Source organism: Streptomyces sp. Xyl84, from assembly GCF_059731885.1.
This window is the reverse complement of record NZ_AP029182.1, coordinates 1,460,880-1,484,661: the sequence shown is the minus strand read 5'-3', so window position 1 is coordinate 1,484,661 and position 23,782 is coordinate 1,460,880. Positions and strand designations below refer to the sequence as shown.

Annotated in this window: 22 protein-coding genes; 18 read left to right on the top strand and 4 right to left on the bottom strand. The window is 75.4% G+C overall.

The window, feature by feature from the left end:
• Positions 1–2 precede the first annotated feature (2 nt).
• From AC6I72_RS06405 to AC6I72_RS06395, 3 genes are all read left to right on the top strand, one after another.
• Positions 3–2,390 carry a xanthine dehydrogenase family protein molybdopterin-binding subunit gene (locus AC6I72_RS06405; protein WP_497999892.1) on the top strand — a complete coding sequence of 796 codons (2,388 nt, stop codon included), beginning with the start codon at positions 3–5 and terminating at the stop codon, positions 2,388–2,390.
• Positions 2,391–2,600: 210 nt separating this feature from the next.
• Positions 2,601–4,067, top strand: coding sequence for an NCS2 family permease (locus AC6I72_RS06400; protein WP_497999891.1), 1,467 nt, complete (start codon positions 2,601–2,603; stop codon positions 4,065–4,067).
• A gap of 46 nt (positions 4,068–4,113) precedes the next feature.
• Positions 4,114–5,265 carry an XdhC family protein gene (locus tag AC6I72_RS06395; RefSeq protein ID WP_497999890.1) on the top strand — a complete coding sequence of 384 codons (1,152 nt, stop codon included), beginning with the start codon at positions 4,114–4,116 and terminating at the stop codon, positions 5,263–5,265.
• Between the two features lie 443 nt (positions 5,266–5,708).
• Here AC6I72_RS06395 and AC6I72_RS06390 read toward each other — a convergent pair whose 3' ends face one another.
• Complete coding sequence (locus tag AC6I72_RS06390; protein ID WP_497999889.1) at positions 5,709–5,990, bottom strand: YciI family protein; 282 nt, start codon at positions 5,988–5,990, stop codon at positions 5,709–5,711.
• Between the two features lie 71 nt (positions 5,991–6,061).
• On the opposite strand from AC6I72_RS06390, the gene AC6I72_RS06385 reads away from it, so the two are divergent.
• Entirely contained in the window at positions 6,062–6,973 is a 912-nt protein-coding gene (locus tag AC6I72_RS06385) for a LysR family transcriptional regulator (RefSeq protein ID WP_497999888.1), read from the top strand.
• 216 nt (positions 6,974–7,189) lie between these two features.
• On the opposite strand, the gene AC6I72_RS06380 is transcribed toward AC6I72_RS06385, so the two are convergent.
• Positions 7,190–7,630 carry an SRPBCC family protein gene (locus AC6I72_RS06380; protein WP_497999887.1) on the bottom strand — a complete coding sequence of 147 codons (441 nt, stop codon included), beginning with the start codon at positions 7,628–7,630 and terminating at the stop codon, positions 7,190–7,192.
• Positions 7,631–7,709: 79 nt separating this feature from the next.
• Between AC6I72_RS06380 and AC6I72_RS06375 the strand changes: the two genes are divergently transcribed.
• Positions 7,710–8,201 (top strand): GNAT family N-acetyltransferase, encoded by a 492-nt coding sequence (locus AC6I72_RS06375; RefSeq protein ID WP_497999886.1) that lies wholly within the window; start codon positions 7,710–7,712, stop codon positions 8,199–8,201.
• A gap of 57 nt (positions 8,202–8,258) precedes the next feature.
• On the opposite strand, the gene AC6I72_RS06370 is transcribed toward AC6I72_RS06375, so the two are convergent.
• Positions 8,259–9,065, bottom strand: coding sequence for a polysaccharide deacetylase family protein (locus AC6I72_RS06370; RefSeq protein WP_497999885.1), 807 nt, complete (start codon positions 9,063–9,065; stop codon positions 8,259–8,261).
• Positions 9,066–9,244: 179 nt separating this feature from the next.
• Between AC6I72_RS06370 and AC6I72_RS06365 the strand changes: the two genes are divergently transcribed.
• The 13 genes from AC6I72_RS06365 to AC6I72_RS06305 all read left to right on the top strand — a co-directional run bounded on the left by AC6I72_RS06365 (position 9,245) and on the right by AC6I72_RS06305 (position 23,193).
• Positions 9,245–10,207 (top strand): NAD-dependent epimerase/dehydratase family protein, encoded by a 963-nt coding sequence (locus AC6I72_RS06365; protein ID WP_497999884.1) that lies wholly within the window; start codon positions 9,245–9,247, stop codon positions 10,205–10,207.
• 382 nt (positions 10,208–10,589) lie between these two features.
• Positions 10,590–12,227, top strand: a complete 1,638-nt coding sequence (locus AC6I72_RS06360) for a carbamoyltransferase family protein (protein WP_497999883.1) — start codon at positions 10,590–10,592, stop codon at positions 12,225–12,227.
• Complete coding sequence (locus tag AC6I72_RS06355) at positions 12,224–13,240, top strand: glycosyltransferase family 2 protein (protein ID WP_497999882.1); 1,017 nt, start codon at positions 12,224–12,226, stop codon at positions 13,238–13,240. Before AC6I72_RS06360 ends, AC6I72_RS06355 begins: the two co-directional genes overlap by 4 nt.
• Positions 13,237–13,845 (top strand): D-glycero-alpha-D-manno-heptose-1,7-bisphosphate 7-phosphatase, encoded by a 609-nt coding sequence (locus tag AC6I72_RS06350; RefSeq protein ID WP_497999881.1) that lies wholly within the window; start codon positions 13,237–13,239, stop codon positions 13,843–13,845. The genes AC6I72_RS06355 and AC6I72_RS06350 overlap by 4 nt, the downstream gene beginning before the upstream one ends.
• Positions 13,842–14,828, top strand: coding sequence for a glycosyltransferase family 9 protein (locus AC6I72_RS06345; RefSeq protein WP_497999880.1), 987 nt, complete (start codon positions 13,842–13,844; stop codon positions 14,826–14,828). Before AC6I72_RS06350 ends, AC6I72_RS06345 begins: the two co-directional genes overlap by 4 nt.
• Entirely contained in the window at positions 14,825–15,778 is a 954-nt protein-coding gene (locus tag AC6I72_RS06340; protein ID WP_497999879.1) for a glycosyltransferase, read from the top strand. The genes AC6I72_RS06345 and AC6I72_RS06340 overlap by 4 nt, the downstream gene beginning before the upstream one ends.
• Positions 15,775–16,998, top strand: a complete 1,224-nt coding sequence (locus AC6I72_RS06335) for a glycosyltransferase (protein WP_497999878.1) — start codon at positions 15,775–15,777, stop codon at positions 16,996–16,998. Before AC6I72_RS06340 ends, AC6I72_RS06335 begins: the two co-directional genes overlap by 4 nt.
• A 74-nt stretch (positions 16,999–17,072) precedes the next feature.
• Positions 17,073–17,672: a D-sedoheptulose-7-phosphate isomerase gene (locus tag AC6I72_RS06330; RefSeq protein WP_497999877.1), complete on the top strand. Its 600-nt coding sequence runs from the start codon at positions 17,073–17,075 to the stop codon at positions 17,670–17,672.
• Position 17,673: 1 nt separating this feature from the next.
• On the top strand, positions 17,674–19,080 hold the full coding sequence (gene rfaE2 / locus AC6I72_RS06325) for a D-glycero-beta-D-manno-heptose 1-phosphate adenylyltransferase (protein WP_497999876.1): 1,407 nt from the start codon (positions 17,674–17,676) through the stop codon (positions 19,078–19,080).
• Positions 19,077–20,057, top strand: coding sequence for a glycosyltransferase family 9 protein (locus tag AC6I72_RS06320; protein ID WP_497999875.1), 981 nt, complete (start codon positions 19,077–19,079; stop codon positions 20,055–20,057). Before rfaE2 ends, AC6I72_RS06320 begins: the two co-directional genes overlap by 4 nt.
• Positions 20,058–20,075: 18 nt before the next feature.
• Entirely contained in the window at positions 20,076–20,996 is a 921-nt protein-coding gene (locus tag AC6I72_RS06315; protein WP_497999874.1) for a glycosyltransferase family 2 protein, read from the top strand.
• Entirely contained in the window at positions 20,993–21,889 is an 897-nt protein-coding gene (locus AC6I72_RS06310) for a glycosyltransferase family 2 protein (protein WP_497999873.1), read from the top strand. Before AC6I72_RS06315 ends, AC6I72_RS06310 begins: the two co-directional genes overlap by 4 nt.
• 461 nt (positions 21,890–22,350) lie before the next feature.
• On the top strand, positions 22,351–23,193 hold the full coding sequence (locus tag AC6I72_RS06305) for a helix-turn-helix domain-containing protein (RefSeq protein WP_497999872.1): 843 nt from the start codon (positions 22,351–22,353) through the stop codon (positions 23,191–23,193).
• Positions 23,194–23,274: 81 nt separating this feature from the next.
• Here the strand turns inward: AC6I72_RS06305 and AC6I72_RS06300 are convergent, their stop codons facing one another.
• Positions 23,275–23,586 carry a DUF3040 domain-containing protein gene (locus tag AC6I72_RS06300; RefSeq protein WP_497999871.1) on the bottom strand — a complete coding sequence of 104 codons (312 nt, stop codon included), beginning with the start codon at positions 23,584–23,586 and terminating at the stop codon, positions 23,275–23,277.
• Positions 23,587–23,782: the final 196 nt, after the last annotated feature.

Below are 23,782 nucleotides of genomic sequence, written 5' to 3'. Positions count from 1 at the left end.
GCATGACCACGGCCAACGGTGCTCCCACCAAAATCACCCAGGGCTACCGGACCAAGGGCGGCATCGGCGAGTCCACGCTCCGCCCCGACGGCACCCTCAAGGTCACCGGCGAGTTCGCGTACTCGTCCGACATGTGGCACGAGGACATGCTCTGGGGCCAGATCCTGCGCTCCACCGTCGCGCACGCCGAGATCGTCTCGATCGACACCTCCGAGGCCCTCGCCATGGCCGGCGTGTACGCCGTGATGACCTACGACGACCTGCCCGCCGAGGTGAAGCACTACGGCCTGGAGATCCAGGACACCCCCGTGCTCGCCCACGGCAAGGTGCGCCACCACGGCGAACCGGTCGCCATCGTCGCCGCCGACCACCCGGAGACCGCGCGCCGCGCCGCCGCCAAGATCAAGGTGGACTACAGGGAGCTGCCCGTCATCACCGACGAGGCCTCCGCCACCGCGCCCGGCGCGATCCTCGTCCACGAGCGGCGCGAGGACCACCACGCCGGGCACGTCCCGCACCCCAACATCGTCCACCGCCAGCCGATCGTCCGCGGCAACGCCGACGAGGCCGCGAAGAGGGCCGACTTCATCGTCGAGGGCGACTACTACTTCGGCATGCAGGACCAGGCCTTCCTCGGCCCCGAGTCCGGCCTGGCCGTACCCGAGGAGGACGGCGGCGTCCACCTCTACATCGCCACCCAGTGGCTCCACTCCGACCTGCGCCAGATCGCGCCCGTCCTCGGCCTGCCCGAGGACAAGGTGAGGATGACCCTGGCCGGCGTCGGCGGCGCCTTCGGCGGGCGCGAGGACCTGTCGATGCAGATCCACGCCTGCCTGCTGGCCCTGCGCACCGGCAAGCCCGTCAAGATCGTCTACAACCGGTTCGAGTCCTTCTTCGGGCACGTGCACCGCCACCCGGCCCGGCTCCACTACGAGCACGGCGCCACCAAGGACGGCAAGCTCACCCACATGAAGTGCCGGATCGTCCTGGACGGCGGCGCCTACGCCTCCGCCTCCCCGGCGGTCGTCGGCAACGCCGCCTCGCTGTCGGCGGGACCGTACGTCATCGACGACGTGGACATCGAGGCCATCGCCCTCTACTCCAACAACCCGCCCTGCGGCGCCATGCGCGGCTTCGGCGCGGTGCAGGCGTGCTTCGCCTACGAGGCGCAGATGGACAAGCTCGCCGACAAGGTGGGCATGGACCGGGTGGAGTTCCGCAGGCTCAACGCCATGGAACAGGGCACGATCATGCCGACCGGGCAGCCGGTCGACTCCCCGGCGCCCGTCGCCGAACTGCTGCGCCGCGTCAAGGCGATGCCGCTGCCGCCCGAGCGCCAGTGGGAGTCCAGCGAGGGCTCGGACGTACGGCAGCTGCCCGGCGGCCTGTCCAACACCACGCACGGCGAGGGCGTCGTCCGCGGGGTCGGGTACGCCGTCGGCATCAAGAACGTCGGCTTCTCCGAGGGCTTCGACGACTACTCCACGGCCAAGGTGCGCATGGAGGTCGTCGCCGGTGAGCCGGTCGCCACCGTGCACACGGCGATGGCGGAGGTCGGCCAAGGCGGCGTCACCGTGCACGCGCAGATCGCCCGCACCGAACTGGGCGTCACCCAGGTGACCATCCACCCGGCCGACACCCAGGTCGGTTCGGCGGGTTCGACCTCGGCCTCCCGGCAGACGTACGTCACCGGCGGCGCCGTCAAGAACTCGTGCGAACTCGTGCGTGAGCAGGTCCTGGAGATCGGCCGGCGCAAGTTCGGCTCCTACCACCCCGCGTGGGCCACCGCCGAACTCCTGCTGGAGGGCGGCAAGGTCGTCACCGACGGCGGCGAGGTCCTCGCCGACCTGGTGGACGTCCTGGAGGACGAGGCCGTCGAGGTCGAGGCGGAGTGGCGGCACCGGCCGACCGAGCCCTTCGACCTGCGCACCGGACAGGGCAACGGCCACGTCCAGTACTCCTTCGCCGCGCACCGCGCCGTCGTCGAGGTCGACACCGAACTCGGCCTGGTGAAGGTCGTCGAACTGGCCTGCGCGCAGGACGTCGGCAAGGCGCTCAACCCGCTCTCCGTCATCGGGCAGATCCAGGGCGGCACCACCCAGGGCCTGGGCATCGCCATCATGGAGGAGATCATCGTCGACCCGAAGACGGCGAAGGTCAGGAACCCCTCCTTCACGGACTACCTGCTCCCCACCATCCTCGACACGCCGACCATCCCGGTCGACGTGCTCGAACTCGCCGACGACCACGCCCCCTACGGGCTGCGCGGCATCGGCGAGGCCCCCACCCTGTCGTCCACCCCGGCCGTCCTCGCGGCGATCCGGAACGCGACCGGGCTGGAACTCCCCCGCACGCCGGTCCGGCCGGAGCACCTCACCGGCAAGGCGTAGGCACGTCCCTCCGGGCGGCGCACCGGAACGTCACACCTTCCGCGCCGCCCGGAGCACTCCCCCCATCTCTTCGAGATCCGCTCCGCTCGCGGCCCTTGAAGCACCAGCAACGAGGTTCGTCTCGGGCCGTCCCCCGGGCCGTCCATTCCCAAATCCCGTGCCCAGGAAGGGCTTTCACGGGTGTCCCTATGAACCTTGGGAGTTGGCCCCATGACCCAGCAGTCAGTGGAGCCGAGGACCGCCGCCGAAGACGCGGGCGCGGGCAGCCGCGTCCCGGCGGGACGGTCCTGGCTCGACCGGTACTTCCACATATCCCGGCGGGGATCCACGGTCGCGCGTGAGGTGCGCGGCGGCGTCACGACCTTCATGGCGATGGCGTACATCCTGCTGCTCAACCCCGTCATCCTCTCCGGCAAGGACGTCGCCGGGGACACCCTGGGCCAGAAGGCCCTGATCACCGCGACGGCGCTCGGCGCGGCGTTCACCACCCTGCTCATGGGCTTCGTCGGCAAGGTGCCCCTCGCCCTCGCCGCCGGCCTGTCCGTGTCCGGGGTCATCTCCACCCAGGTCGTGCCGAACATGACGTGGCCGCAGGCCATGGGCATGTGCGTGGCCTACGGCGTCGTGATCATGCTGCTGGTCGTCACCGGCCTGCGTGAGATGATCATGAACGCCATCCCGTTGCCGCTCAAGCACGGCATCACCATGGGCATCGGCCTGTTCATCGCCTTCATCGGCCTCGTCAAGGCCGGGTTCGTCGGCCGCAACCCGTCACCCGGCGGCGGTCCCGTGGTCCTCGGCCCCGGCGGTGAGCTGTCCGGCTGGCCGGTGCTCCTCTTCGCCGCCACCCTGCTGCTGATCTTCGCCCTCCAGGCCCGCAACGTGCCCGGCGCCATCCTCATCGGCATCGTCGGCGGCACCGTCGTCGCGGCGGTCCTGAACGCGGCCGGTGTCATCGACGCCAAGCAGTGGGTGAACGGCGCTCCCGAACTCCACGGCAGCCCCGTGTCGATGCCCGACTTCTCGCTCTTCGGGCACGTCTCCTTCAGCGGCTGGGGGGACGTCGGCGTCATGACGATCACCGTGATCGTCTTCACGCTGGTCCTGGCCGGCTTCTTCGACGCGATGGCCACCATCATCGGCGTCGGCACCGAGGCGAACCTCGCCGACGACAAGGGCCGGATGCCCGGCCTGTCCAAGGCCCTGTTCATCGACGGCGCCGGCGGTGTGATCGGCGGTGTCGCGGGCGGCTCCGGCCAGTCCGTCTTCGTCGAGTCCGCCACCGGCGTGGGGGAGGGGGCCCGCACGGGCTTCTCCTCCGTCATCACCGGCCTGTTCTTCGCCGCCTGCCTCTTCTTCACCCCGATCACCGCGATCGTCCCCTCCGAGGTCGCCTCCGCGGCCCTGGTGGTCATCGGCGCGATGATGATGATGAACGCACGGCACGTCGACTGGGGCGACCGCGCCACCGCGATCCCGGTCTTCCTGACCGTGGTCATCATGCCGTTCACGTACTCCATCACGCCCGGTGTCGCCGCCGGCGTGGTCTCGTACACGATCATCAAGGTCGCCCAGGGCAAGGCCCGGGAGATCGGGGCCTTCATGTGGGCCCTGACGGCCGTCTTCCTCGTGTACTTCGCCCTCAACCCGATCGAGGGCTGGCTCGGCGTCCACTGACCGAGCCGCCCCGCCCCTCACACGACCGCTGTAAGGAGACCGACAGATGCTGGACATCGCCGAGGAACTGAACCGGTGGGTCGAGCAGGGCCGCACCTTCGCCGTCGCCACCGTGGTGGCCGTCGGCGGCAGCGCCCCGCGCCGGCCCGGCGCCGCCCTCGCGGTGGACACCGACGGCACGGCGATCGGCTCGGTCTCCGGCGGCTGTGTGGAGGGCGCGGTCTACGAACTGTGCCGGCAGGCCCTGGAGGACGGCGAGACCGTCCTGGAGCGCTTCGGGTACAGCGACGAGGACGCCTTCGCCGTGGGCCTGACCTGCGGCGGCGTCATCGACATCCTGGTCGCACCGGTACGGGCCGACGGTCCGGCCCGTCCGGTGTTCGCGACCGCGCTGGCCGCCGCCGCCCGTGGGGAGGCGGCGGCGGTCGCGCGGATCGTCACCGGCCCGGCCGAACTCCTCGGCCGGCCCCTGCTGGTGCGCCCGGACGGCTCCCGGGAGGGCGGCTTCGGTGCCCACCCCGAACTGGACCGCAAGGTGGCCGCCGAGGCGGCCGCCTTCCTGGACGCCGGCCGCACCGGCACCCTGGAGATCGGCGAGCAGGGCTCGCGCTGCGGCGCCCCGCTCACCGTCCTCGTCGAGTCGTCCGTGCCGGCGCCCCGCATGATCGTCTTCGGCGCGATCGACTTCGCCTCTGCGCTGGTGCGGATGGGCAAGTTCCTCGGCTACCGGGTGACGGTCTGCGACGCCCGCCCGGTCTTCGCCACCCGGGCCCGCTTCCCGGAGGCCGACGAGATCGTCGTCGAGTGGCCGCACCGGTACCTGGAGAAGACCGAGGTCGACGGCCGCACCGTCCTGTGCGTCCTCACCCACGACGCCAAGTTCGACGTGCCCCTGCTCGAACTCGCGCTGCGGCTGCCGGTGGCGTACGTCGGCGCCATGGGCTCCCGGCGCACCCACCTCGACCGCAACGCACGTCTGCGCGACGTCGGCGTCACCGAACTGGAACTGGCCCGGCTCAGGTCGCCCATCGGCCTCGACCTCGGCGCCCGCACCCCGGAGGAGACGGCCCTGTCCATCGCCGCGGAGATCGTCGCCGGCCGCCGCGGCGGCAGCGGCGTCCCCCTGACCGGCGCGCACACCCCGATCCACCACGACCCGGCGCCGGTGCCCGCCCAGCGGATCGGGTCGGTGGCCTGAACGGTCGGTTCCGCCGGCCGGGGCCGCGCAGGCGCCGGCTGCGTGCCGCGCCGGCCGCCTCGCCGTGGTCCCGGGAGTCGTCCTTCCCGTCCGCCGGGGCGGTGCGTCCCCGCCGGCGTACGGGACGTCGTCCTGCACGGCCTGCGGGGCGGCGCGCCCCCTCGGGCGGCGTACGGTCGTCGGCCTGTTCGGCCTGTTCGGCCTGCGGGGTGGCGTCCCCCCGGCGGGAGCAGGGGACGTACGGGCGCTTCCCGGCACGCCGCCCGGCACGCGACGCGGCGCTCGGCCTCGCCTTCGCCCTCGTCCGGCAGCACCGCCCGCGCCCTCGCCCGGCCGCGCCGGCGCCGGCCGCGTGCCGCTGCCCCCGACGGCCCGTCAGCGCGACGCCGGGCTCTCCTCGGGAGGCCGGTCAGCGCGACGCCGGGCTCTCCTCCGAGGGCCGGTCAGCGTGAGGTCGGGCTCTCCTCCGGCTGCCATGTGGGGTGGAAGCGGAGGATCTCCGCGGTGGCGGCGCCACTGGTGACGAACGGGTCCGCGGCGACGGCGGCCTCCACCGCCGCCTGCGGGCCCTCCGCCAGGACCACCCCGCCCGTACGGGGCTCCAGCGGCCCGGCCAGCCGGACCAGGCCCTGCGCGAACACCCCCTCGGGATGGGTGTAGTGGGCCTCCTTGAGGGAGTCGATGGTCTCCAGCGGTGCCTGGTATCGGAACACGATGACGTACATGACCCCACTCAAGGGCACGCGGGCCCGGGCGCACCAGGACCGGCCGCCGAGGCACCTATAGGCTGGCACCTATGGCTGCGCCGCTGGAGTTCCCCGACCTGGAGCTGCGCCACCTGCGCTACTTCGCCGCCGTCGCCGAGGCGGGCACCGTCACGGAGGCCGCCCGCCGGCTGCGGATCGCCCAGCCCAGCCTGAGCCAGCAGCTGCGGCTGCTCGAACGGCGCGTCGGCGCACCGCTGTTCCGGCGGCTGCCCCGGGGCATGGAACTCACCGAAGCGGGCCGGCTCCTGCTGACCGGCGTCCGCCAGGCGCAGCACGCGCTGGGTTCGGCGGTCGCCGCCGCCCGTGCCGTGCCGGTGACCGCGACGGTCGGCGTGTGCCGCGGCGTACCGCACGACGTGCTGCGCCGTGCCGAACGGATCGTGACGGCCGCCCGCCCGCTGCGCCCGGTCTACGAACAGGTCGACTCCGGGCGCCAGGGCGAGCTGCTGCGCAGCGGAGCGCTGGCCTTCGGCGTCCTGCGCGCACCGGTGGACGACGAGGCCGGCCTGGAGCTGCGGACGGTGGGGGACGAACCCCTGGGCGTCGTGCTCGGCCGCCACCACCCCCTCGCCGTCCGCACGGAACTGACCTGGAGCGACCTGGCCGGCCAGCGGCTGCTCTGGTTCCCCGCACGCAGAGCGCCCGGCTACGCGTCCGCCGTCCTCGCCCGGCTCGCGGAACACGGCTGGCATCCGGCGATCCTCGTCGAGGACACGGGCAGCCACACCCTGTTCCGCCACGCGCTCCTCGCCCACGACGACGTCGTGGCGCTGCGCCCCCGGTCCGGCTCGAGCGCGGACACGGACCTCGTCTGGCGTCCCGTCGGCCCCGAACCACCCCGCGAACGCCTCCTGCTGGCCACCGCCGGACGCACGCCCTGGTCCCGCCTGGTGGAACCGCCGGACGACCCGCCACCGAGCGAGGGCCGCCCGCAGGACTGAGGCCCGCCGAGCCGCTGCCGGTTTCCGGGCCGCAGCACCCCCGGGTACCGCCTCGGGCGAACCGTTGCCGGCTCCCGGGCCGAGGCACCCCGGGTCTCGCCTGGTGGCACCGCCGCGCTGCCCGGCACCGAAGGGGGCCCGCCCGCAGGACCGAGGCCCGCGGCCGCCCGTCGCCGGGCCCGGGCGTCGCCCGCCGCCGCCCGGCGCGTCCCGTCGTCACGGCTGCCGCAGCAGTCTGTCCATCGCGCGGCCGAACACCGCCCGCGCCACGAGGTGCAGGAGCGGGTCGAAGGCGGCGGGCAGGAAGCGCACCCGCAGCTCCTCCCGCCACCGCACGCACGCGCGGCCACCGGGGCCCGGCCGTACCTCGATCTCGGCCCGGCCCAGGACCGTACGGCCCCGTTTCTCCAGCCGGCACAGGCCCGGTCCGCCGTCGGCGGGCGGGCGCCAGACGGTCACCTCCATGGGGTCGGCGAAGCGCAGGGGGCCCGCTTCGGTGCGGGCGACGAAACGCGTGCCCTCGCGGGTGGGCCCGGCGGTGAGGACGGTGACGCGGGTCAGCGGCACCGCGCCGCCGTGCCGGGTCCACCGGGTGAGCCGCCGCCAGGCCTCGTCGACGGGCAGCGGCGGTGTGCGTTCCAGGCGGAAGGTGGCCACGGCACGATCGTAGACAGCGCGGGCCCCGAAACGGCGGCTTCGCCTCCGGCCCGCACCCGCCCGGCCGTATGCTGCGTTCATGGTGACCCTGGAGCGGCTGCGGCCCGACCACGCCGAGGCGGTGCTGGCCTTCGAGCGGGAGAACCGGAGTTACTTCGCCCGCTCCATCCCGGACCGCGGGGACGCGTACTTCACGCACTTCGCGGACCGCCACCGCGCGCTGCTCGCCGAACAGGACGCCGGTGTCTGCCACTTCCACCTGGTCCTCGGTGAACAGGGCACGCTGCTGGGCCGGGTGAACCTCGTCGACGTCGCCGACGGGTCGGCCGAGCTGGGCTACCGGATCGGGGAGCGCGCCGCCGGCCGGGGTGTCGCGACGGCCGCCGTGCGGGAGGTGTGCCGGCTGGCCGCCGGGACGTACGGACTGCGGGTGCTCACCGCGCGGACCACCCTCGACAACCAGGCGTCCAGGACCGTGCTCGCCCGCAACGGGTTCACCGAGGAGGGCGCGCTGACGATCAGCGGCCGGCCGGCCCTGGGCTTCCGGCGCCCGCTCACGCCCTCGGACTGACAGCGGCGCGGCCCGCCTCGCGCACAGCGGGCCGCGTCCGGCGGTTCCTCCCGGAGGTCAGGGGCGGTACACCTTGCCCGGGACCGGCTTGCCGGGCGCCAGCAGCTGAGGCACGGTGACGAACACGTACCCCCGCTCCTTCAGCGCGTCGATGATGCCGGGCACGGCGGGCACCGTGCCGGCGTAGATGTCGTGCAGCAGGATGATCCCGTCGCGGGAGGCCTGGTCCAGGACGCGCTTCTCGATCAGGTCGGAGTCGGTCGTGGTGTAGTCCTTCGCCGTCACGCTCCACAGCACCTCCGACATGCCCATCTCCCCGGAGATCTTCTGGACGGTGTCGTTGGTCCGGCCCTGCGGCGGGCGCATCAGCGTGGGCCTGCGGCCCGTCAGCCGCTCTATCGCCTCGTTGGGGCGCCGCAGTTCCTCGCGTATCTGGGCCTCGGATATCTCGGTGAGGATCTTGTGGTCCCAGGTGTGGCTGGCCACCTCGTGGCCCTCGGCCGCCATCCGCTTGACCAGCTCGGGGTACTTGTCGATGTGCCGCGCCCCGAGCAGGAAGAAGGTCGCGGGAACCTTCTTCTCCTTCAGGATGTCCAGCAGGCGCGCGGAGTTCTCGCTCGGCCCGGCGTCGAAGGTCAGTGCGATGCACTTGGCCTGGCGGCAGTCGACCGAACCGAACCGGCCCGGGGCGCCCGCCGCGGCCTGGGTCCGGGCGGTGCTCGGGCTGGTCGCGTCGACCTTGGTGCAGCCGCTCAGGCCCAGTGCCAGGCCGGCCGCGGCCGCCAGTGCGGTGATCGCGCGGAATCCCGTTCCGGTTCTCCCCGTTCTCCCGTTTTTCCTGGTCTTCTTGGTCAAGGAAGGCATGCGCGGGACTTTACAGAGGGCGTATGTACGCGGTGTATAGCGGGGTCGAATACACGGCCGTCGCACACGTGGTCGAGATGTTCGGCCACCGGAACGGGGTGATGTGTGCCGTTCCGTCACCGGGTTACTCAAGCCGACACCTGAGTGAACGCGGGGAGGGCGAGAGGGAGGAGAGTCCCGTGAGCGGACGCGACTGGCGCCGGGCCCTGGTGACCGGCGGTGCCGGCTTCGTCGGATCCCACCTGTGCGCACGGCTGCTCGACGCCGGCACCGGCGTCGTCTGCCTGGACGACCTGTCCACCGGCAGCCACGCCAACGTGGCCGAACTGGAGCGACGGCGCGGCTTCCGCTTCGTTCGCGCCGACGCCACGGACCCCGACGCCGTACGCGGCCTGCCCGGCCGCTTCGACCTGGTCCTGCACTTCGCCTGTCCCGCCTCGCCCGCCGACTACCTGCGGCTGCCCCTGCAGACCCTCGACGTCGGCAGCACCGGCACCCGCAACGCCCTCGAACGCGCCCGTGCCGACGGCGCCCGCTTCCTGCTCGCCTCCACCTCCGAGGTCTACGGCGACCCCCTCGAACACCCGCAGCGCGAGACCTACTGGGGCAATGTCAACCCGGTCGGCCCGCGCAGCGTCTACGACGAGTCCAAGCGCTTCGCCGAGGCCCTGGTCACCGCGCACCGCGGCGTCCACTCCACCGACACCGCCATCGTGCGCATCTTCAACACCTACGGCCCCCGGATGCGCACCGGCGACGGCCGGGCCGTGCCCACCTTCATCGCGCAGGCCCTGGACGGCGCGCCCCTGACAGTCGCGGGCGACGGCAGCCAGACCCGGTCCCTGTGCTACGTCGACGACACCGTCGACGGCATCCTCGCCCTGGCCGCCTCGGACGAGCCGGGGCCGGTCAACATCGGCGGCGGCGACGAGATCACCGTGCTGGAGCTGGCCCGCCGGATCGTGGAACTGACGGGTTCCGCCTCCCGCATCCGCTTCGTCGACCGCCCCGTCGACGACCCCGGCCGCCGCCGCCCCGACACCCGCCTGGCCCAAGAGCGCCTGGGCTGGCAGCCGCGCGTGCCCTGGGGTCAGGGGCTGGAACGGACCATCGGCTGGTTCACGCGGGCCGCGGCGGCCTGACAACGTCCGCCGCCAGGGCGCGGCCCCGGGTCAGGCGGTCGCGGCCCAGAGGCGATCGTGGCCCCGAGGCGGCCGTGACGGAAAAGGCCGTCCGAACCCGGACTTTCCTCCGGGCCGGACCCGAGTTGCCACCCGAGTTGCCCCCGGGATCTGAACCCTGCCGCACCGGCGCGGCCAGCAACGTTCACGCACCGTGAACACCCACTCCTGCCCCTGTGACCACTGCGCCCTCACGCGGGCCAGTTGGCTTCATGTGTTTGAGACAGCTGTGGCGCGGCACCCAGAAGCCCGGAATGTCCCACATCCCCGAATCGCACCGAACCTCCCCCGACCCCAGGTCCCCGCCGGAAGGCCCCCGCCGCAACGGGACGGAGCCCACCCCATGCGCATCCTTGGCATCAACGCCCTGTTCCACGACCCCGCCGCCGCCCTCGTCGTCGACGGCCGCACGGTCGCGGCCGGCGAGGAGGAGCGCTTCAGCCGCCGCAAGCACGGCAAGCGTCCGGTGCCGTTCTCCGCGTGGGAACTGCCGGAACTCTCCGCCCGCTGGTGCCTCGACCACGCAGGGCTGCGCCCCGGCGAGCTGGACGCCGTCACCTACTCCTTCGACCCCGCCCTCGCCCGGCCCGCCGCCGACCTCGGCCTGTCCGACCCGTGGGACCCGCTGCGCCTGGAGTACGCGCGCCGCGCCCCCGAGTTCCTCGCCGAGGCGCTGCCCGGCCTGGACCCGGCCAAGGTCGTGTTCGTGCCGCACCACATCGCGCACGCCGCCTCCGCCGGACCCGCCTCCCCGCACCCCGACAGCGCCGTCCTGGTCCTGGACGGCCGCGGCGAGGCCGCCTCCCACCTGGCGGGCCGCTTCCACGACGGCAAGCTCGACACCCTCGCCGCGCAGGCCCTGCCCCACTCCCTCGGCCTCCTCTACGAGGAGCTGACCGCCCACCTCGGGTTCCTGCGCAGCAGCGACGAGTACAAGGTCATGGCGCTCGCCTCCTACGGCAAACCGCGCTTCCTGCCCCAGCTGCGCCAGTACGTCCACGCCACCGGCGACGGCGGCTTCCGCGCCCACGGCGTCGACTGGGGCGCCCTCGCCCCGCCGCGCGCGAAGGACGAGGCCTGGACCCAGGACCACGCCGACCTCGCGGCCAGCTGCCAGGCCGTCCTGGAGGAGGTCCTGCTCGAACTCGTGCACTGGCTGCACCGCGAGGCGGGCGGCGACGCGCTCGCCCTGGCCGGCGGCGTCGCCCTCAACTGCGTCGCCAACTCCAAGATCGCCGCGCGCGGCCCGTACCGGCACGTGTGGGTGCAGCCCGCCGCCGGTGACGCCGGCACCGCGCTCGGCGGCGCCCTGTACCTGGCCGCGAGCGAGGGCGGCGCCCCCGCGCCGATGCCCGGCGCCGACCTGGGCCGGGGCTGGAGCGACGAGGAGCTGCGGGTCTGGCTGGAGGAGGCGGGCGTCCCCTACGAGCGGCCCGAGGACATCGCCGAGGAGGTCGCGCAGGAGCTGGCCCGCGACGGCGTCGTCGCCTGGTTCCAGGGCCGCAGCGAGTACGGGCCGCGCGCCCTCGGCCACCGCTCCCTGCTCGCCCACCCCGGCCGCGCCGAGAACCTCGAACGGCTCAACCGGGTCAAGGGCCGCGAGGAGTTCCGGCCGGTCGCCCCCATGGTGCTCGCCGAACGCGCCCACGAACTGTTCGAGGGGCCGCTGCCCAGCCCGTACATGCTCTTCGTGCACGACGTCCACCGCGACTGGCGCGACCGCATCCCCGCCGTGGTGCACGTCGACGGCACCGCCCGCATCCAGACCGTCGACGAGCGGCAGGAACCGCTGGTCGCCCGGATGCTGCGCGGCTTCGAACGCCGCACCGGGCTGCCCGTCGTCGTCAACACCAGCCTCAACACCGCCGGCCGGCCCATGGTCGACGACCCGCGCGACGCGCTGGAGTGCTTCGGTTCCGCACCCGTCGACCTGCTGGCCATCGGCCCGTACGCGGTGCGCAGGACGAGGGCGTACGCATGAACGCCGCCGCCGCCCGCCCCGCCTACGCCGTCGTCGTCCCCACGCTCGCCCGGGACACCCTGGCGGACTGCCTGGCCGCGCTCGCCGCCGCGCACGGGCCGCGGCCCGAGGAGATCGTCCTCGTCGACGACCGGCCCGAGCCCGAACCCGCGGCGCTGGAGCACGCGCTGGCCGTGCTGGGCGACCTGCGGGCCCGCACCACCGTGCTCACCAGCGGGGGCCGCGGCCCGGCCGCCGCCCGCAACACCGGCCTGCGCGCGGTCACCGCCCCCTGGGTCGCCTTCCTCGACGACGACGTCCAGGTCGGCCCGCACTGGTGCGACCAGCTGGCCGAGGACCTCGCCGAGGCGAGCCCCGACACCGCGGCCGTCCAGGGCGTCATCGCCGTACCCCTGCCCGGTGAACGGCGTCCCACCGACTGGGAGCGCGGCACCGCCGGACTGGCACGGGCCCGCTGGATCACCGCCGACATGGCCTACCGCACCGACGCCCTCAAGCAGGTCGCCGGTTTCGACGAACGCTTCCGGCGCGCCTTCCGCGAGGACGCCGACCTCGCGCTGCGCGTCCTCGACGCCGGATGGCGCATCCGCCAGGGCCGCCGCACCACCCGCCACCCCGTGCGCCCCGCCGACCGCTGGGTGTCGCTGCGCGCCCAGCGCGGCAACGCCGACGACGCGCTGATGCTGCGCCTGCACGGGCCCGACTGGTGGCACAAGGCGGTCGCCCCGCGCGGACGCATCCGCACCCACCTCGCCGTCACCGCCGCGGGCGCCGCCGCCTGCGTCCTCGCCGCGGCCGGCCGGCCCCGGCTCGCCGCGCTGGCCGCGCTCGGCTGGGCGGCGGGCACCGCCGAGTTCGCCCGGGCGCGGATCGTCCCCGGGCCGCGCACCCGGGACGAGGTGACCACCATGGCCGTCACCAGCGTCCTCATCCCGCCCGCCGCCACCTGGCACTGGCTCAGCGGACGGTGGCGCCACCGGGCGGCGCCCGCCTGGCCGGAGGTGGCCCCGTGAAGCCGCTCCGGGCCGTGCTCTTCGACCGCGACGGCACCCTCGTCGAGGACGTCCCCTACAACGGCGACCCCGCCCGGGTCCGCCCGGTCGAGGGCGCCCGCGAGGCGGTGCGGCTGCTGCGGCAGCACGGCATCGCCACCGGTGTCGTCACCAACCAGTCGGGCGTGGCCCGCGGCCTGATCACCGCCGCCGACGTCCGCCGCGTCCACGACCGCGTCGACGAACTCCTCGGCCCGTTCGACGTGTGGGCCGTCTGCCCGCACGGCCCCGGCGACGGCTGCCGCTGCCGCAAGCCGGAACCCGGCCTGATCCTCCGGGCGGCCGGACAGCTGTGCGCCGAGCCCGCCGCGATCGTGGTCATCGGCGACATCGGCAGCGACGTGGAGGCCGCCCGCCGCGCGGGCGCCCGCGCCATCCTCGTCCCCACCCCGGTCACCCGCCCCGAGGAGATTGCCGCCGCCGGAAACGTGGCCCCCGGCCTCCTGACAGCCGTCCGCTCCCTCCTGGCCCAGGCCCCGGCCGGCCCGTTCCCGCCGGCGGGAGCCCCGGCCGGCGAGGGCCCCGCCGCCCCCGCCGGCGCGGACCCGGGGCGGTGGCCGCGATGAAGGCGATCGTCACCCGCCTCGACAGCTTCGGCGACGTGCTGCTCGCCGGGCCCGCCGTGCGGGCCGTCGCCGCCCGGGCCGAGCGGGTCACCCTGCTGTGCGGGCCGCGCGGCGAACCCGCCGCGCGGCTGCTGCCCGGGGTCGACGAGATCCTCGTGTGGGACGCGCCCTGGGCCGGCTTCGAGCCGCCGCCCGTCGACCGCGCCGAGATCGAGAAGCTGCTCGACGCCATCGACGCCGACACCGCGCTCGTCCTCACCTCCTTCCACCAGTCCCCGCTGCCCACCGCGCTGCTGCTGCGGCTGGCCGGCGTACGGCACATCGCCGCCGACAGCGTGGACTACCCGGGCTCCCTGCTCGACGTACGCCACCGCCGCCGCCCGCACGCCCACGAGGCCGAGGCCGCCCTCGACCTCGCCGGGGCCGCGGGGTTCCCGCCCCCCGACGACGGACGGCTGCGCGTCCTGCCCCCGCCCGCGACGGCCCACCTCACCGGCGGCGGGCCGTACGTCGTCCTGCACCCGGGGGCGAGCGTCCCCGCCCGCGCCTGGAGCCCCGAGCGCTGCGCGCAGGCCGTACGGGAACTCACGGCCGCCGGCCACCGCGTGGTCGTCACCGGGGGCGGGGGAGAGAAGGACCTGACCGCGCACGTGGCCGGCCGCCACGGCCTCGACCTCGGCGGCCGCACCGGGGCCGCCGAACTCTCCGGCGTCCTGGCCCGGGCCCGCGCGGTCGTCACCGGCAACACGGGCCCCGCCCACCTCGCCGCCGCCGTCGGCACCCCCGTCGTCTCCCTGTTCGCCCCGGTGGTGCCCGCCGGACGCTGGCGGCCCTACGGCGTCCCGTACGTCCTGCTCGGCGACCAGGACGCCCCGTGCGCCGGCAGCCGCGCCCGCACCTGTCCGGTGCCCGGCCACCCCTGCCTGGAGTCGGTGACCGCCACCGACGTGCTCGCCGCCGTGGAGAAGGTGATGAAGCCGTGAGGATCCTCATCTGGCACGTGCACGGCTCCTGGACCACCGCGTTCGTCCAGGGCCCGCACACCTACGTCGTCCCCGTCACCCCCGACCGCGGCCCCGACGGTCTCGGCCGCGCCCGCACCTTCGACTGGCCCGACTCCGTCGTCGAACTCGCGCCCGAGCGGCTGCGGGACGCCGGCATCGACCTCGTGGTCCTCCAGCGCCCCCACGAGTACGACCTCGTACGGCGCTGGCTCGGCCGCACCCCGCCGATGGTCTACCTGGAGCACAACGCCCCCGACGGCGACGTGCCCGACACCCGGCATCCCGTCGCCGACCTGCCCGCCGGCATCCCGCTCGTCCACGTCACCCACTTCAACCGGCTGATGTGGGACGCGGGCCGCGCCGAGACCGCCGTCGTCGAACACGGCATCGTCGACCCCGGCCCGCTGTGGACCGGCGAGGTCCCGCACGCCGCCGTCGTCGTCAACGAACCCGTCCGGCGCGGCCGCACCACCGGCACCGACCTGCTGCCCGCCTTCGCGCACGCCGCCCCGCTGGACGTCTTCGGCATGCGGACCGACGCCCTCGCCGCCCACCTCGGCCTGCCGCCCGGCCGGTGCCGCACCCACGAACTCGTCCAGCGCGAACTGCACCGGGAGATGGCCCGGCGCCGCCTCTACCTCCACCCGGTGCGCTGGACCTCCCTCGGGCTGTCCCTGCTGGAGGCGATGCACCTGGGCATGCCCGTGGTCGCCCTCGCCACCACCGAGGTCACCGAGGCGGTGCCGCCCGGCGCCGGGGTGGTCTCCAACCGGATCGACGTACTCACCGACGCCGTACGGGACTTCGTCGCCGACCCGTCGCACGCCCGCGCGGCCGGCGAGGCGGCGCGCTCCGCCGCGCTCGCCCGCTACGGACTGACCCGCTTCCTGGACGACTGGGAGCGGCTGCTGAAGGAGGTCACCCGATGAGGATCGCCATGGTGTCCGAGCACGCGAGCCCGCTCGCCGCGCTCGGCGGGGTCGACGCCGGTGGCCAGAACGTGTACGTCGCCCGCCTCACCGAGGAACTGGCGCGCCGCGGACACGACGTCACCGTCCACACCCGGCGCGACGACCCGGACCTGCCCGACCGGGTGCCGCTGCCCGGCGGCGCCGTCGTCGAGCACGTACCGGCCGGGCCGCCCGAAGTCATCCCCAAGGACGCCCTCTTCGCGCACATGCCGTCCTTCGGTGCCCATCTGGCGCGCGTCTGGCGCCACGAGCGGCCCGACGTGGTGCACGCGCACTTCTGGATGTCCGGCATGGCCTCCCTGCTCGGCGCGGGCCCGCACGGCGTCCCCGTCATCCAGACCTTCCACGCCCTGGGCACCGTCAAGCGCCGCCACCAGGGCCGCGAGGACACCAGCCCGCTCGAACGCATCGGCATCGAACGGCAGATCGGCCGCACCTGCGACCGGGTGCTGGCCACCTGCTCCGACGAGGTCCACGAACTCGCCGCCATGGGCATCTCCCCGAACCGCGTCTCCGTCGTCCCCTGCGGCGTCGACTCCGCCCACTTCCACCCCGCCGCGGACCCCGCCACCGCGCCCGCCCCGGCCCGCACCCACCGGCACCGGCTGCTCTCCTGCGGCCGGCTGGTCCGCCGCAAGGGCTACGACCAGGCGATCCGCGCCCTCACCCGGATCCCCGACACCGAACTCCTGCTCGCCGGCGGCCCGCCGCCCGCCCTGCTGCACACCGACCCCGAGGCCCGGCGGCTCCTCGACCTGGCCGCCCGCGAAGGCGTCGGCGACCGGGTCCGGCTGCTCGGCGCCGTCGACCCGGCCCGGATGCCCGCGCTGATGCGCAGCGCCGACCTGGTGCTGTGCACCCCGGCGTACGAACCGTTCGGGATCGTCCCGCTGGAGGCGATGGCGTGCGCCGTGCCCGTCGTCGCCACCGACGTGGGCGGCCACCGCGACTCCGTCGCCGACGAACGCACCGGCCGGCTCGTCCCCCAGGGCGACACCGCGGCGGTCGCCGCCGCCGTACGCGACCTGCTCGGCAGTGAGCGCACCCGCCGCCGCTACGGCAGCGCCGGCCGCGAACGCGTGCTCAGCCGCTTCACCTGGCGGCGCGTGGCCGACGGCGCCGAACAGGTCTACCGGCGGGTCACCGCCGACCACGAGGTCAAGACGGAGGTCGCGTGATGAACGTCGAGACGGAGACCGTGTGATGGACACGGTCTTCCCCGCACCGGCTTCCCGTACCCGGAGGTGACCCCATGAGTGTCGGAACACCGTCCGTCCTCGGACACTGCGACGAACTCCTCGTCGCCCTCGGACAGTTCCGCGGCTGTGCGCACATCACCCAGCGCTGGGGCGAACGGCTCGCCGCCGTCCTCGGCGGCGGGGGACGGCTGCTCGCCGCGGGCAACGGCGGCAGCGCCGCCCAGGCCCAGCACCTGACCGCCGAACTCGTCGGCCGCTACCGCGACGACCGCCCGCCGTACTCGGCGATCGCCCTGCACGCCGACACCTCCAGCACCACCGCCATCGCCAACGACTACGGCGTCGACGAGGTGTTCGCCCGCCAGGTGCGCGCCCACGGCCGGCCCGGCGACGTCCTCGTGCTGCTCTCCACCAGCGGCGCCAGCGCCAACCTGCTCTCGGCCGCCGCCGCGGGCCGCGCCGCGGGCCTGCGGGTGTGGGCGCTCACCGGTCCGGCGCCCAACCCGCTGAGCGCGGGCAGCGACGAGGCGCTGTGCGCGGCCGGTGCCTCCACGGCCACCGTGCAGGAACTGCACCTGGTCGCCGTGCACATGATCTGCGCCGCGTTCGACGCGGCCCTCGAACGGGACGCCCCCGAACGGGGCGGGAGGTGACATGACGGGCAAGGCACCCCTGGTCGTGGTCGGTGACGCTCTGCTCGACCGCGACCTCACCGGACACGCCGACCGGCTCGCACCCGACGCGCCGGTACCCGTCGTCGCGGACTGCGCGGAACGGGTACGGCCGGGCGGCGCCGCCCTCACCGCGTACCTCGCCGCCCGCGACGGCCGTGACGTCACCCTCGTCGCCGGCCTGGACGACGGACCGGCCGGGCGGGAACTGCGCCGCCTCCTGGAACCGTGGCTGACCCTCGTCCCGCTCCCCATGACCGGCGAGGTGCCCGAGAAGACCCGCGTCCTCGCCCAGGGCCGCCCGGTGGTCCGCCTCGACCACGGCAGCGGCCGCACCCTGGAGGCCACCGAGGAGGCCCGCGCGGTGCTCGCCGCCGCGTCCGCCGTCCTCGTCTCCGACTACGGCCGGGGCGCCGCCGACGCCCTGCGGCCCGAACTGCTCAGGCGGCCCCCGGTCGTCTGGGACCCGCACCCGCGCGGCGGTCCGCCGGTCCCGGGCACCCGTCTGGCCACCCCGGCCCGCTCGGAGGCCCGCACCTTCGCGGGAGCCCTGCGCGAGGCGGCCGGGGAGACGGGAGGACCGCAGGCCGGCGGCGGCCCCGGCGTCGGCGAACTGCGCACCGTCGCCCACGAGGCGTCCGCGCTGGTACGGCACTGGCGGGTCGCCGCCGTCGCGGTCACCCTCGGCGCCCGCGGCGCCCTGTTGTCGTACGGCGAACACCCGCTCCTGGTGCCGGTCACCGCCGCCCATCACGGCGACGCGTGCGGCGCGGGGGACCGGTTCGCCGCCACGGCGGCCGGACTGCTCGCGGACGGCGCGCTCGTCGGGGAGGCCGTGGAGGGCGCCGTCACCGCGGCGAGCGCCTTCGTCGGCGCCGGCGGGGCCGGCGGCCTGCCCGGCACCGCGCACCCCGCGGGCGCCGTGCCATCGGGCGACGACCCCGCCGGCCTGATCGCCCGGGTCCGCGCCACCGGCGGCACCGTCGTCGCCGCGGGCGGCTGCTTCGACCTGCTGCACGCCGGGCACGTCGGGCTGCTCCAGGCCGCCCGGCGGATCGGCGACTGCCTCGTCGTCTGCGTCAACTCCGACGCCTCCGTACGCCGCCGCAAGGGCGACGGCCGGCCCGTCAACCCGCTCGCCGACCGGCTGCGCGTCCTGCGCGCCCTGGCCTGCGTCGACGCCGTGGCCGTGTTCGACGAGAACACCCCCGAACGGCTCCTCGCCGAACTCCGCCCCGACGTCTGGGTCAAGGGCGGCGACTACGCCGGCGCCGACCTCCCCGAGGCGGCCCTCCTCCAGGAGTGGGGCGGCCAGGCCGTCCTGCTGCCCTACCTCGACGGCCGCTCCTCGACAGCCCTGATGGCCAGGGCGGCGGAGGGAGCCCGGTGACCGGCCCCGGCGGCCCCGGGGGAGGGGACACCCCCCGCCTCCTGGTCCTGCGTGCCCTCGGGCTCGGTGATCTGCTTGCCGGGGTGCCCGCCCTGCGCGCGCTGCGGCGGGCATTCCCGGCGCACGAGACCGTGCTCGCCGCGCCGGAGGAGCTGCGGCCCCTCGTCGAGGCGACGGGCGCCGTCGACCGGCTGCTGCCGGCCGCCGCGCCCGGGCGGGCCGTACCGGACACCCTCGCCTGGACCGGACCGCCCCCGGACGTCGCCGCCGACCTGCACGGCAACGGGCCGCCCAGCCACCGGCTGCTCGCCGCCCTGGGCCCCCGGCGCCTGTTCGCGTTCGCGCACCCCGGGACCCCGGACGTCGAGGGGCCGCCCTGGTACGCCGGCGAGCACGAGCGGGACCGCTGGTGCCGGCTGCTGCGCTGGTACGGCGTGCCGGCCGACCCCGCCGACCTGCGGCTGCCCCGCCCCGCCGGCCCCGGCCCGGCCCCCGGCGCGGTCGTCGTGCACCCCGGCGCCGGATCCCCCGCACGGCGGTGGCCCGTCGACCGGTTCGCCCGCGTCGCGCGAGCGCTGCGCGCCCGCGGCCACCGGGTCGTCGTCACCGGCGGACCGGACGAGGGCGACCTCGTCGCCACGCTCGCCAAACGCGCCGGGCTGCCCGACACGGACGTGTTCGGCGGCGGCCTGCCCCTCGGCCGGTTCTCCGCGCTGGTCGCGGGCGCCCGCGCCGTCCTCAGCGGCGACACCGGCATCGCCCACCTCGCCGTGGCCCACGCCACCCCCTCGGTGACCCTGTGCGGCCCGGTCCCGCCCAGCCGCTGGGGGCCGCCCCCCGACGACCCCCGCCACCGCGCCCTGTGGCACGGCCCGGAGGGCGACCCGCACGGCCGCCGCCCCGACCCGGCGCTGCTGAGGATCACCACCCAAGAGGCACTGGACGCCCTCGACGCGCTCCCCGAGCCGTCGCACTGACGAAGGACGGCCGGCACCATGGCACACGCACACGCATCCGAGCACGGGCCCGTCGGGGTGGTCATCGCCACCCGCAACCGCTCCGCGCGCCTCGCCGTGACCCTCCGGCACCTGCTGGCCCTGCCCGAGCACCCCGATATCGTCGTCGCCGACAACGCCTCCACCGACGGCACCCGGGCCCTGCTCGCCCGCGAGTTCCCGCAGGTACGGGTCCTGGCGCTGCCCTCCAACCGGGGCGCCCCGGCCCGCACCCACGGCGTCCGCGCCCTGCGCACCCCCTACGTGGCCTTCAGCGACGACGACTCCTGGTGGGAGCCGGGCGCGCTGGCCGAGGCGGCACGGCTCCTCGACCGCCACCCCCGGCTCGGCCTGCTCGCCGCCCGCACCCTGGTCGGCCCCGAGGAGGAACCCGACCCGCTCGACAAGGTGCTCGCCGACTCCCCGCTGGGCCCGGCCACCGACCTGCCCGGCACCCAGGTCCTCGGCTTCCTCGCGTGCGCCGCCGTCACCCGCCGCACCGCCTACCTCGACGCCGGCGGCTTCCACCCGCTGCTGTTCTTCGGCGCCGAGGAGACCCTGCTCGCCTACGACCTCGCCGCCCGCGGCTGGGGCGTCACCCACTGCCCCGAGGTGGTCGCTCACCACCACCCGGACCCCGCCCCGCGAACCGACCGCCCCGCCGTCGTGCGCCGCAACGAACTCCTCACCGCCTGGCTGCGCCGCCCGCTCCCGTACGCCCTCGCCCGCACCCGCGCGCTGGCCGCCGACGCCCGCCACGACCCCCACGCCCGGCGCGCCCTGCGCGAGGCCCTGGCCCGGCTGCCCGGCGCCGTTCGCGCCCGTCGCCCCCTGCCGCCGTACGTCGAGCGCGCCGCCCGGCTGCTGGACGCGGAACCGGTCCCCCGGCCGTCCCGCCCGGACCAGGGAGACACCCCGTGACCGATCCCCGCACCACCGTCGTGGTCATCACCCACAACCGCCGCCCCGAACTGCTGCGCACCCTCGACCGGCTCGCCGAACTCCCCGAACGCCCCGAGGTGATCGTCACCGACAACGGCTCCACCGACGGCACCTCCGCCGCCGTGGCCCGCCACCACCCGCAGGTACGGCTGCTGAGCCCCGGCCGCAACCTCGGCGCCGTCGGCCGCAACCTGGCCGTGCGCCGGGTCCGCACCCCCTACGTGGCCTTCTGCGACGACGACTCCTGGTGGGCGCCGGGCGCGCTCGCCGGCGCCGCCGACCTGCTCGACCGGCACGCGGCACTCGGCTCGGTCACCGCCCGCATCGTCGTCGAACCGGACGGCACCGAGGACCCGATCGTCGAGGAACTGCGCAACTCGCCCCTCCCCGGCCCCCGCTGGCTGCCCGGCCCGGCGCTCGGCTCCTTCCTCGCCGCGGCGACCGTGCTGCGCACCGACGCGTTCCGCCGCGCGGGCGGCTTCCACCCCCGGCTGTGGCTCGGCGGCGAGGAGGAACTGCTCGCCGCCGACCTCGCGGCGGACGGCTGGTGGCTGACCTACGCCGAGGAGCTGACGATCCATCACCACCCGTCGGCGGTAAGGGACTCCACGCGCCGCCGCCGGGACGGCATCCGCAACACCCTGTGGTTCACCTGGCTGCGCAGGCCGCTGGGGCCCGCCCTGCGCCGCACCCTGTACCTGGCCCGCACGGTGCCGCGCGACACCACGTCCCTGCACGCCTTCGCCGAGGCGGCCGGCGCCCTGCCCTGGATCGTGCGCGAGCGGCGGGTGCTCCCGCCCGAGGTGGAGGCACGGCTGCGGCTCCTGGAGGCCGGCCAGCGCCGCTCGAAGGCCCGCCGTTACACGGGGTGATGCGCACGGCGAACACCCGCCTACGCGCGGGAGACGGACGCGCCCGCCCGTCGAGGCGAGGGCCGCACGCACCCGGCCCTCGCCCGCCGCGCGTGGGGCCGCACGCCCCCGCAGCCCGCGCGTACGAGCCCGCAGCCGGGGCGTACGCACTCGCAGCCACACGCGTACGCCCGAAGAAGCCCGCACGTAGATGCCGGCAGCCCGCGCGTAGGTGCTCACAACCGCGCACGAGCGGCCGTGCGCGCCCGCCGCTACGCGCACCCGCAGCCACGCGCTTACATCCGAAGCCCGCAGGTAGATGCCGGCAATCCACGCGTAGGTCGCGTAGGTGCTCATTAGCCCGCGCACGAGCGGCCGTGCGTACCCGCAGTCACGCGCGTGCGCGCGTCGCGTGTGCCCGGCCCCGCCCGCGCGCACCGCCGCTCCCCGCGCACCGGTGCGCATGCGCGACAATGGGTGCCATGACCGCGGCATCCGACCCCCGAGCACTCGGGGCGTTCCTGAAGGCCCGACGGGCCGAACTGGCCCCGGACGACTTCGGACTGCCCGGGACCGACTCGCGCCGCAAGGTGGCGGGGCTGCGCCGGGAGGAGGTCGCCCGGATCGCCGCGATCAGCGTCGACTACTACACGCGGCTCGAACAGGGCCGCGTCCCCGCCTCCGTCTCCGTGCTCGCCGCCGTGGCCCGCGCGCTGCGCCTGGACGACGACCAGCAGACCTACCTGTACCGGCTCGCGGGGAAAGCCGACGCCCGGCCGCGCGGGCCGCGCCCGGCCCAGCGCATGCGGCCCGCCATGCGGCGCCTGCTCGCCCAGCTCACCGCCACCCCCGCCGTCGTCCTGGGCGACCGGCTGGACGTCCTGGCCTGGAACGCGGCGGCGGCGGCCCTGTTCACCGACTTCTCGCGGGTGCCGCCCGACCGGCGCAACTACGTGCGCCTGCTGTTCACCGACCCCGTGGTCCGCGCCCTGCACCGGGAGTGGCGGCACGACGCCCGCGACGCCGTCGCCGCCCTGCGCATGGGCGGCGGGCCCGACGACCCCGAACTCGCCCGGCTCGTCGCCGACCTCTCCGCCGCCGACGCCGACTTCCGCACCTGGTGGGCCGAGCACCGGGTGATCACCGCGGGCTACGGCACCAAGCACTACCGGCACCACCTGGCCGGTGACCTCACCCTCGACTGCGACACCTGGGACAGCCCGGACGGCTCGGGGCAGCGGCTCATGGTCCTCACCGCCGAGGCCGGCAGCCCGTCCCACGAAGCGCTGCGCCTGCTCACCTCGGCCTCCGCCCGCCCCGCCTGACCAGGGCTTCCCGTGGCCCGCGCCGTCCCAGGGCGTCCCACGGCCCTCGCGCGAGGTTCCCCGCCCGCGCCGCCACGCGCCTCAGACGGAGCGGGAGCGCCCGCACCACAGCCGCAGCGCGGCGAACAGCGCCATGGGCCACACCGCGGCGAACGCCCAGATCACCCCCGGCTCGGCGGTGGCGGCACCGGCCGTCAGCAGCGCGACGGCGACCGCCAGCAGCAGGACGACGGTCCACGTCCGCGGGGCGTAGGCCGCCACCCTGGCGGGGTCGGGGCGCCTGCGGCGCCGGGTGGAACTCAGCCGCCGGACGAGCCGGCGGTCACGGCTCAGTGCGCGTTCTATCTCGTCCAGGATCCGCTGTTCGTGTTCGGGAAGTCTATTTGTCGACACTGTTGCTCCTACGGGGACCGAGCTGCCTGCCGCGTCCCGTTCCGGGTGCCCGGCCGCCCCTCGGCCTAATCGCGCCGGGCACCGGCCGAGCGCCCGTACGGCGCCTGGGACGGGCTGGTGCCGGGCGCTCCGGTCCGGCCCCGGCGCACCGCCCCCGACGCCTCCTCCGCCGAGGAGGCCCCCGCCGCTCCCGCCG

Bases quoted from the DNA above. Each gene is read 5' to 3' on its own strand.
- AC6I72_RS06405 (WP_497999892.1), top strand. From the start codon at position 3: ATGACCACGGCCAACGGTGCTCCCACCAAAATCACCCAGGGCTACCGG.
- AC6I72_RS06400 (WP_497999891.1), top strand. From the start codon at position 2,601: ATGACCCAGCAGTCAGTGGAGCCGAGGACCGCCGCCGAAGACGCGGGC.
- AC6I72_RS06395 (WP_497999890.1), top strand. From the start codon at position 4,114: ATGCTGGACATCGCCGAGGAACTGAACCGGTGGGTCGAGCAGGGCCGC.
- AC6I72_RS06390 (WP_497999889.1), bottom strand. From the start codon at position 5,990: ATGTACGTCATCGTGTTCCGATACCAGGCACCGCTGGAGACCATCGAC.
- AC6I72_RS06385 (WP_497999888.1), top strand. From the start codon at position 6,062: ATGGCTGCGCCGCTGGAGTTCCCCGACCTGGAGCTGCGCCACCTGCGC.
- AC6I72_RS06375 (WP_497999886.1), top strand. From the start codon at position 7,710: ATGGTGACCCTGGAGCGGCTGCGGCCCGACCACGCCGAGGCGGTGCTG.
- AC6I72_RS06370 (WP_497999885.1), bottom strand. From the start codon at position 9,065: ATGCCTTCCTTGACCAAGAAGACCAGGAAAAACGGGAGAACGGGGAGA.
- AC6I72_RS06360 (WP_497999883.1), top strand. From the start codon at position 10,590: ATGCGCATCCTTGGCATCAACGCCCTGTTCCACGACCCCGCCGCCGCC.
- AC6I72_RS06355 (WP_497999882.1), top strand. From the start codon at position 12,224: ATGAACGCCGCCGCCGCCCGCCCCGCCTACGCCGTCGTCGTCCCCACG.
- AC6I72_RS06345 (WP_497999880.1), top strand. From the start codon at position 13,842: ATGAAGGCGATCGTCACCCGCCTCGACAGCTTCGGCGACGTGCTGCTC.
- AC6I72_RS06335 (WP_497999878.1), top strand. From the start codon at position 15,775: ATGAGGATCGCCATGGTGTCCGAGCACGCGAGCCCGCTCGCCGCGCTC.
- AC6I72_RS06330 (WP_497999877.1), top strand. From the start codon at position 17,073: ATGAGTGTCGGAACACCGTCCGTCCTCGGACACTGCGACGAACTCCTC.
- rfaE2 (WP_497999876.1), top strand. From the start codon at position 17,674: ATGACGGGCAAGGCACCCCTGGTCGTGGTCGGTGACGCTCTGCTCGAC.
- AC6I72_RS06315 (WP_497999874.1), top strand. From the start codon at position 20,076: ATGGCACACGCACACGCATCCGAGCACGGGCCCGTCGGGGTGGTCATC.
- AC6I72_RS06305 (WP_497999872.1), top strand. From the start codon at position 22,351: ATGACCGCGGCATCCGACCCCCGAGCACTCGGGGCGTTCCTGAAGGCC.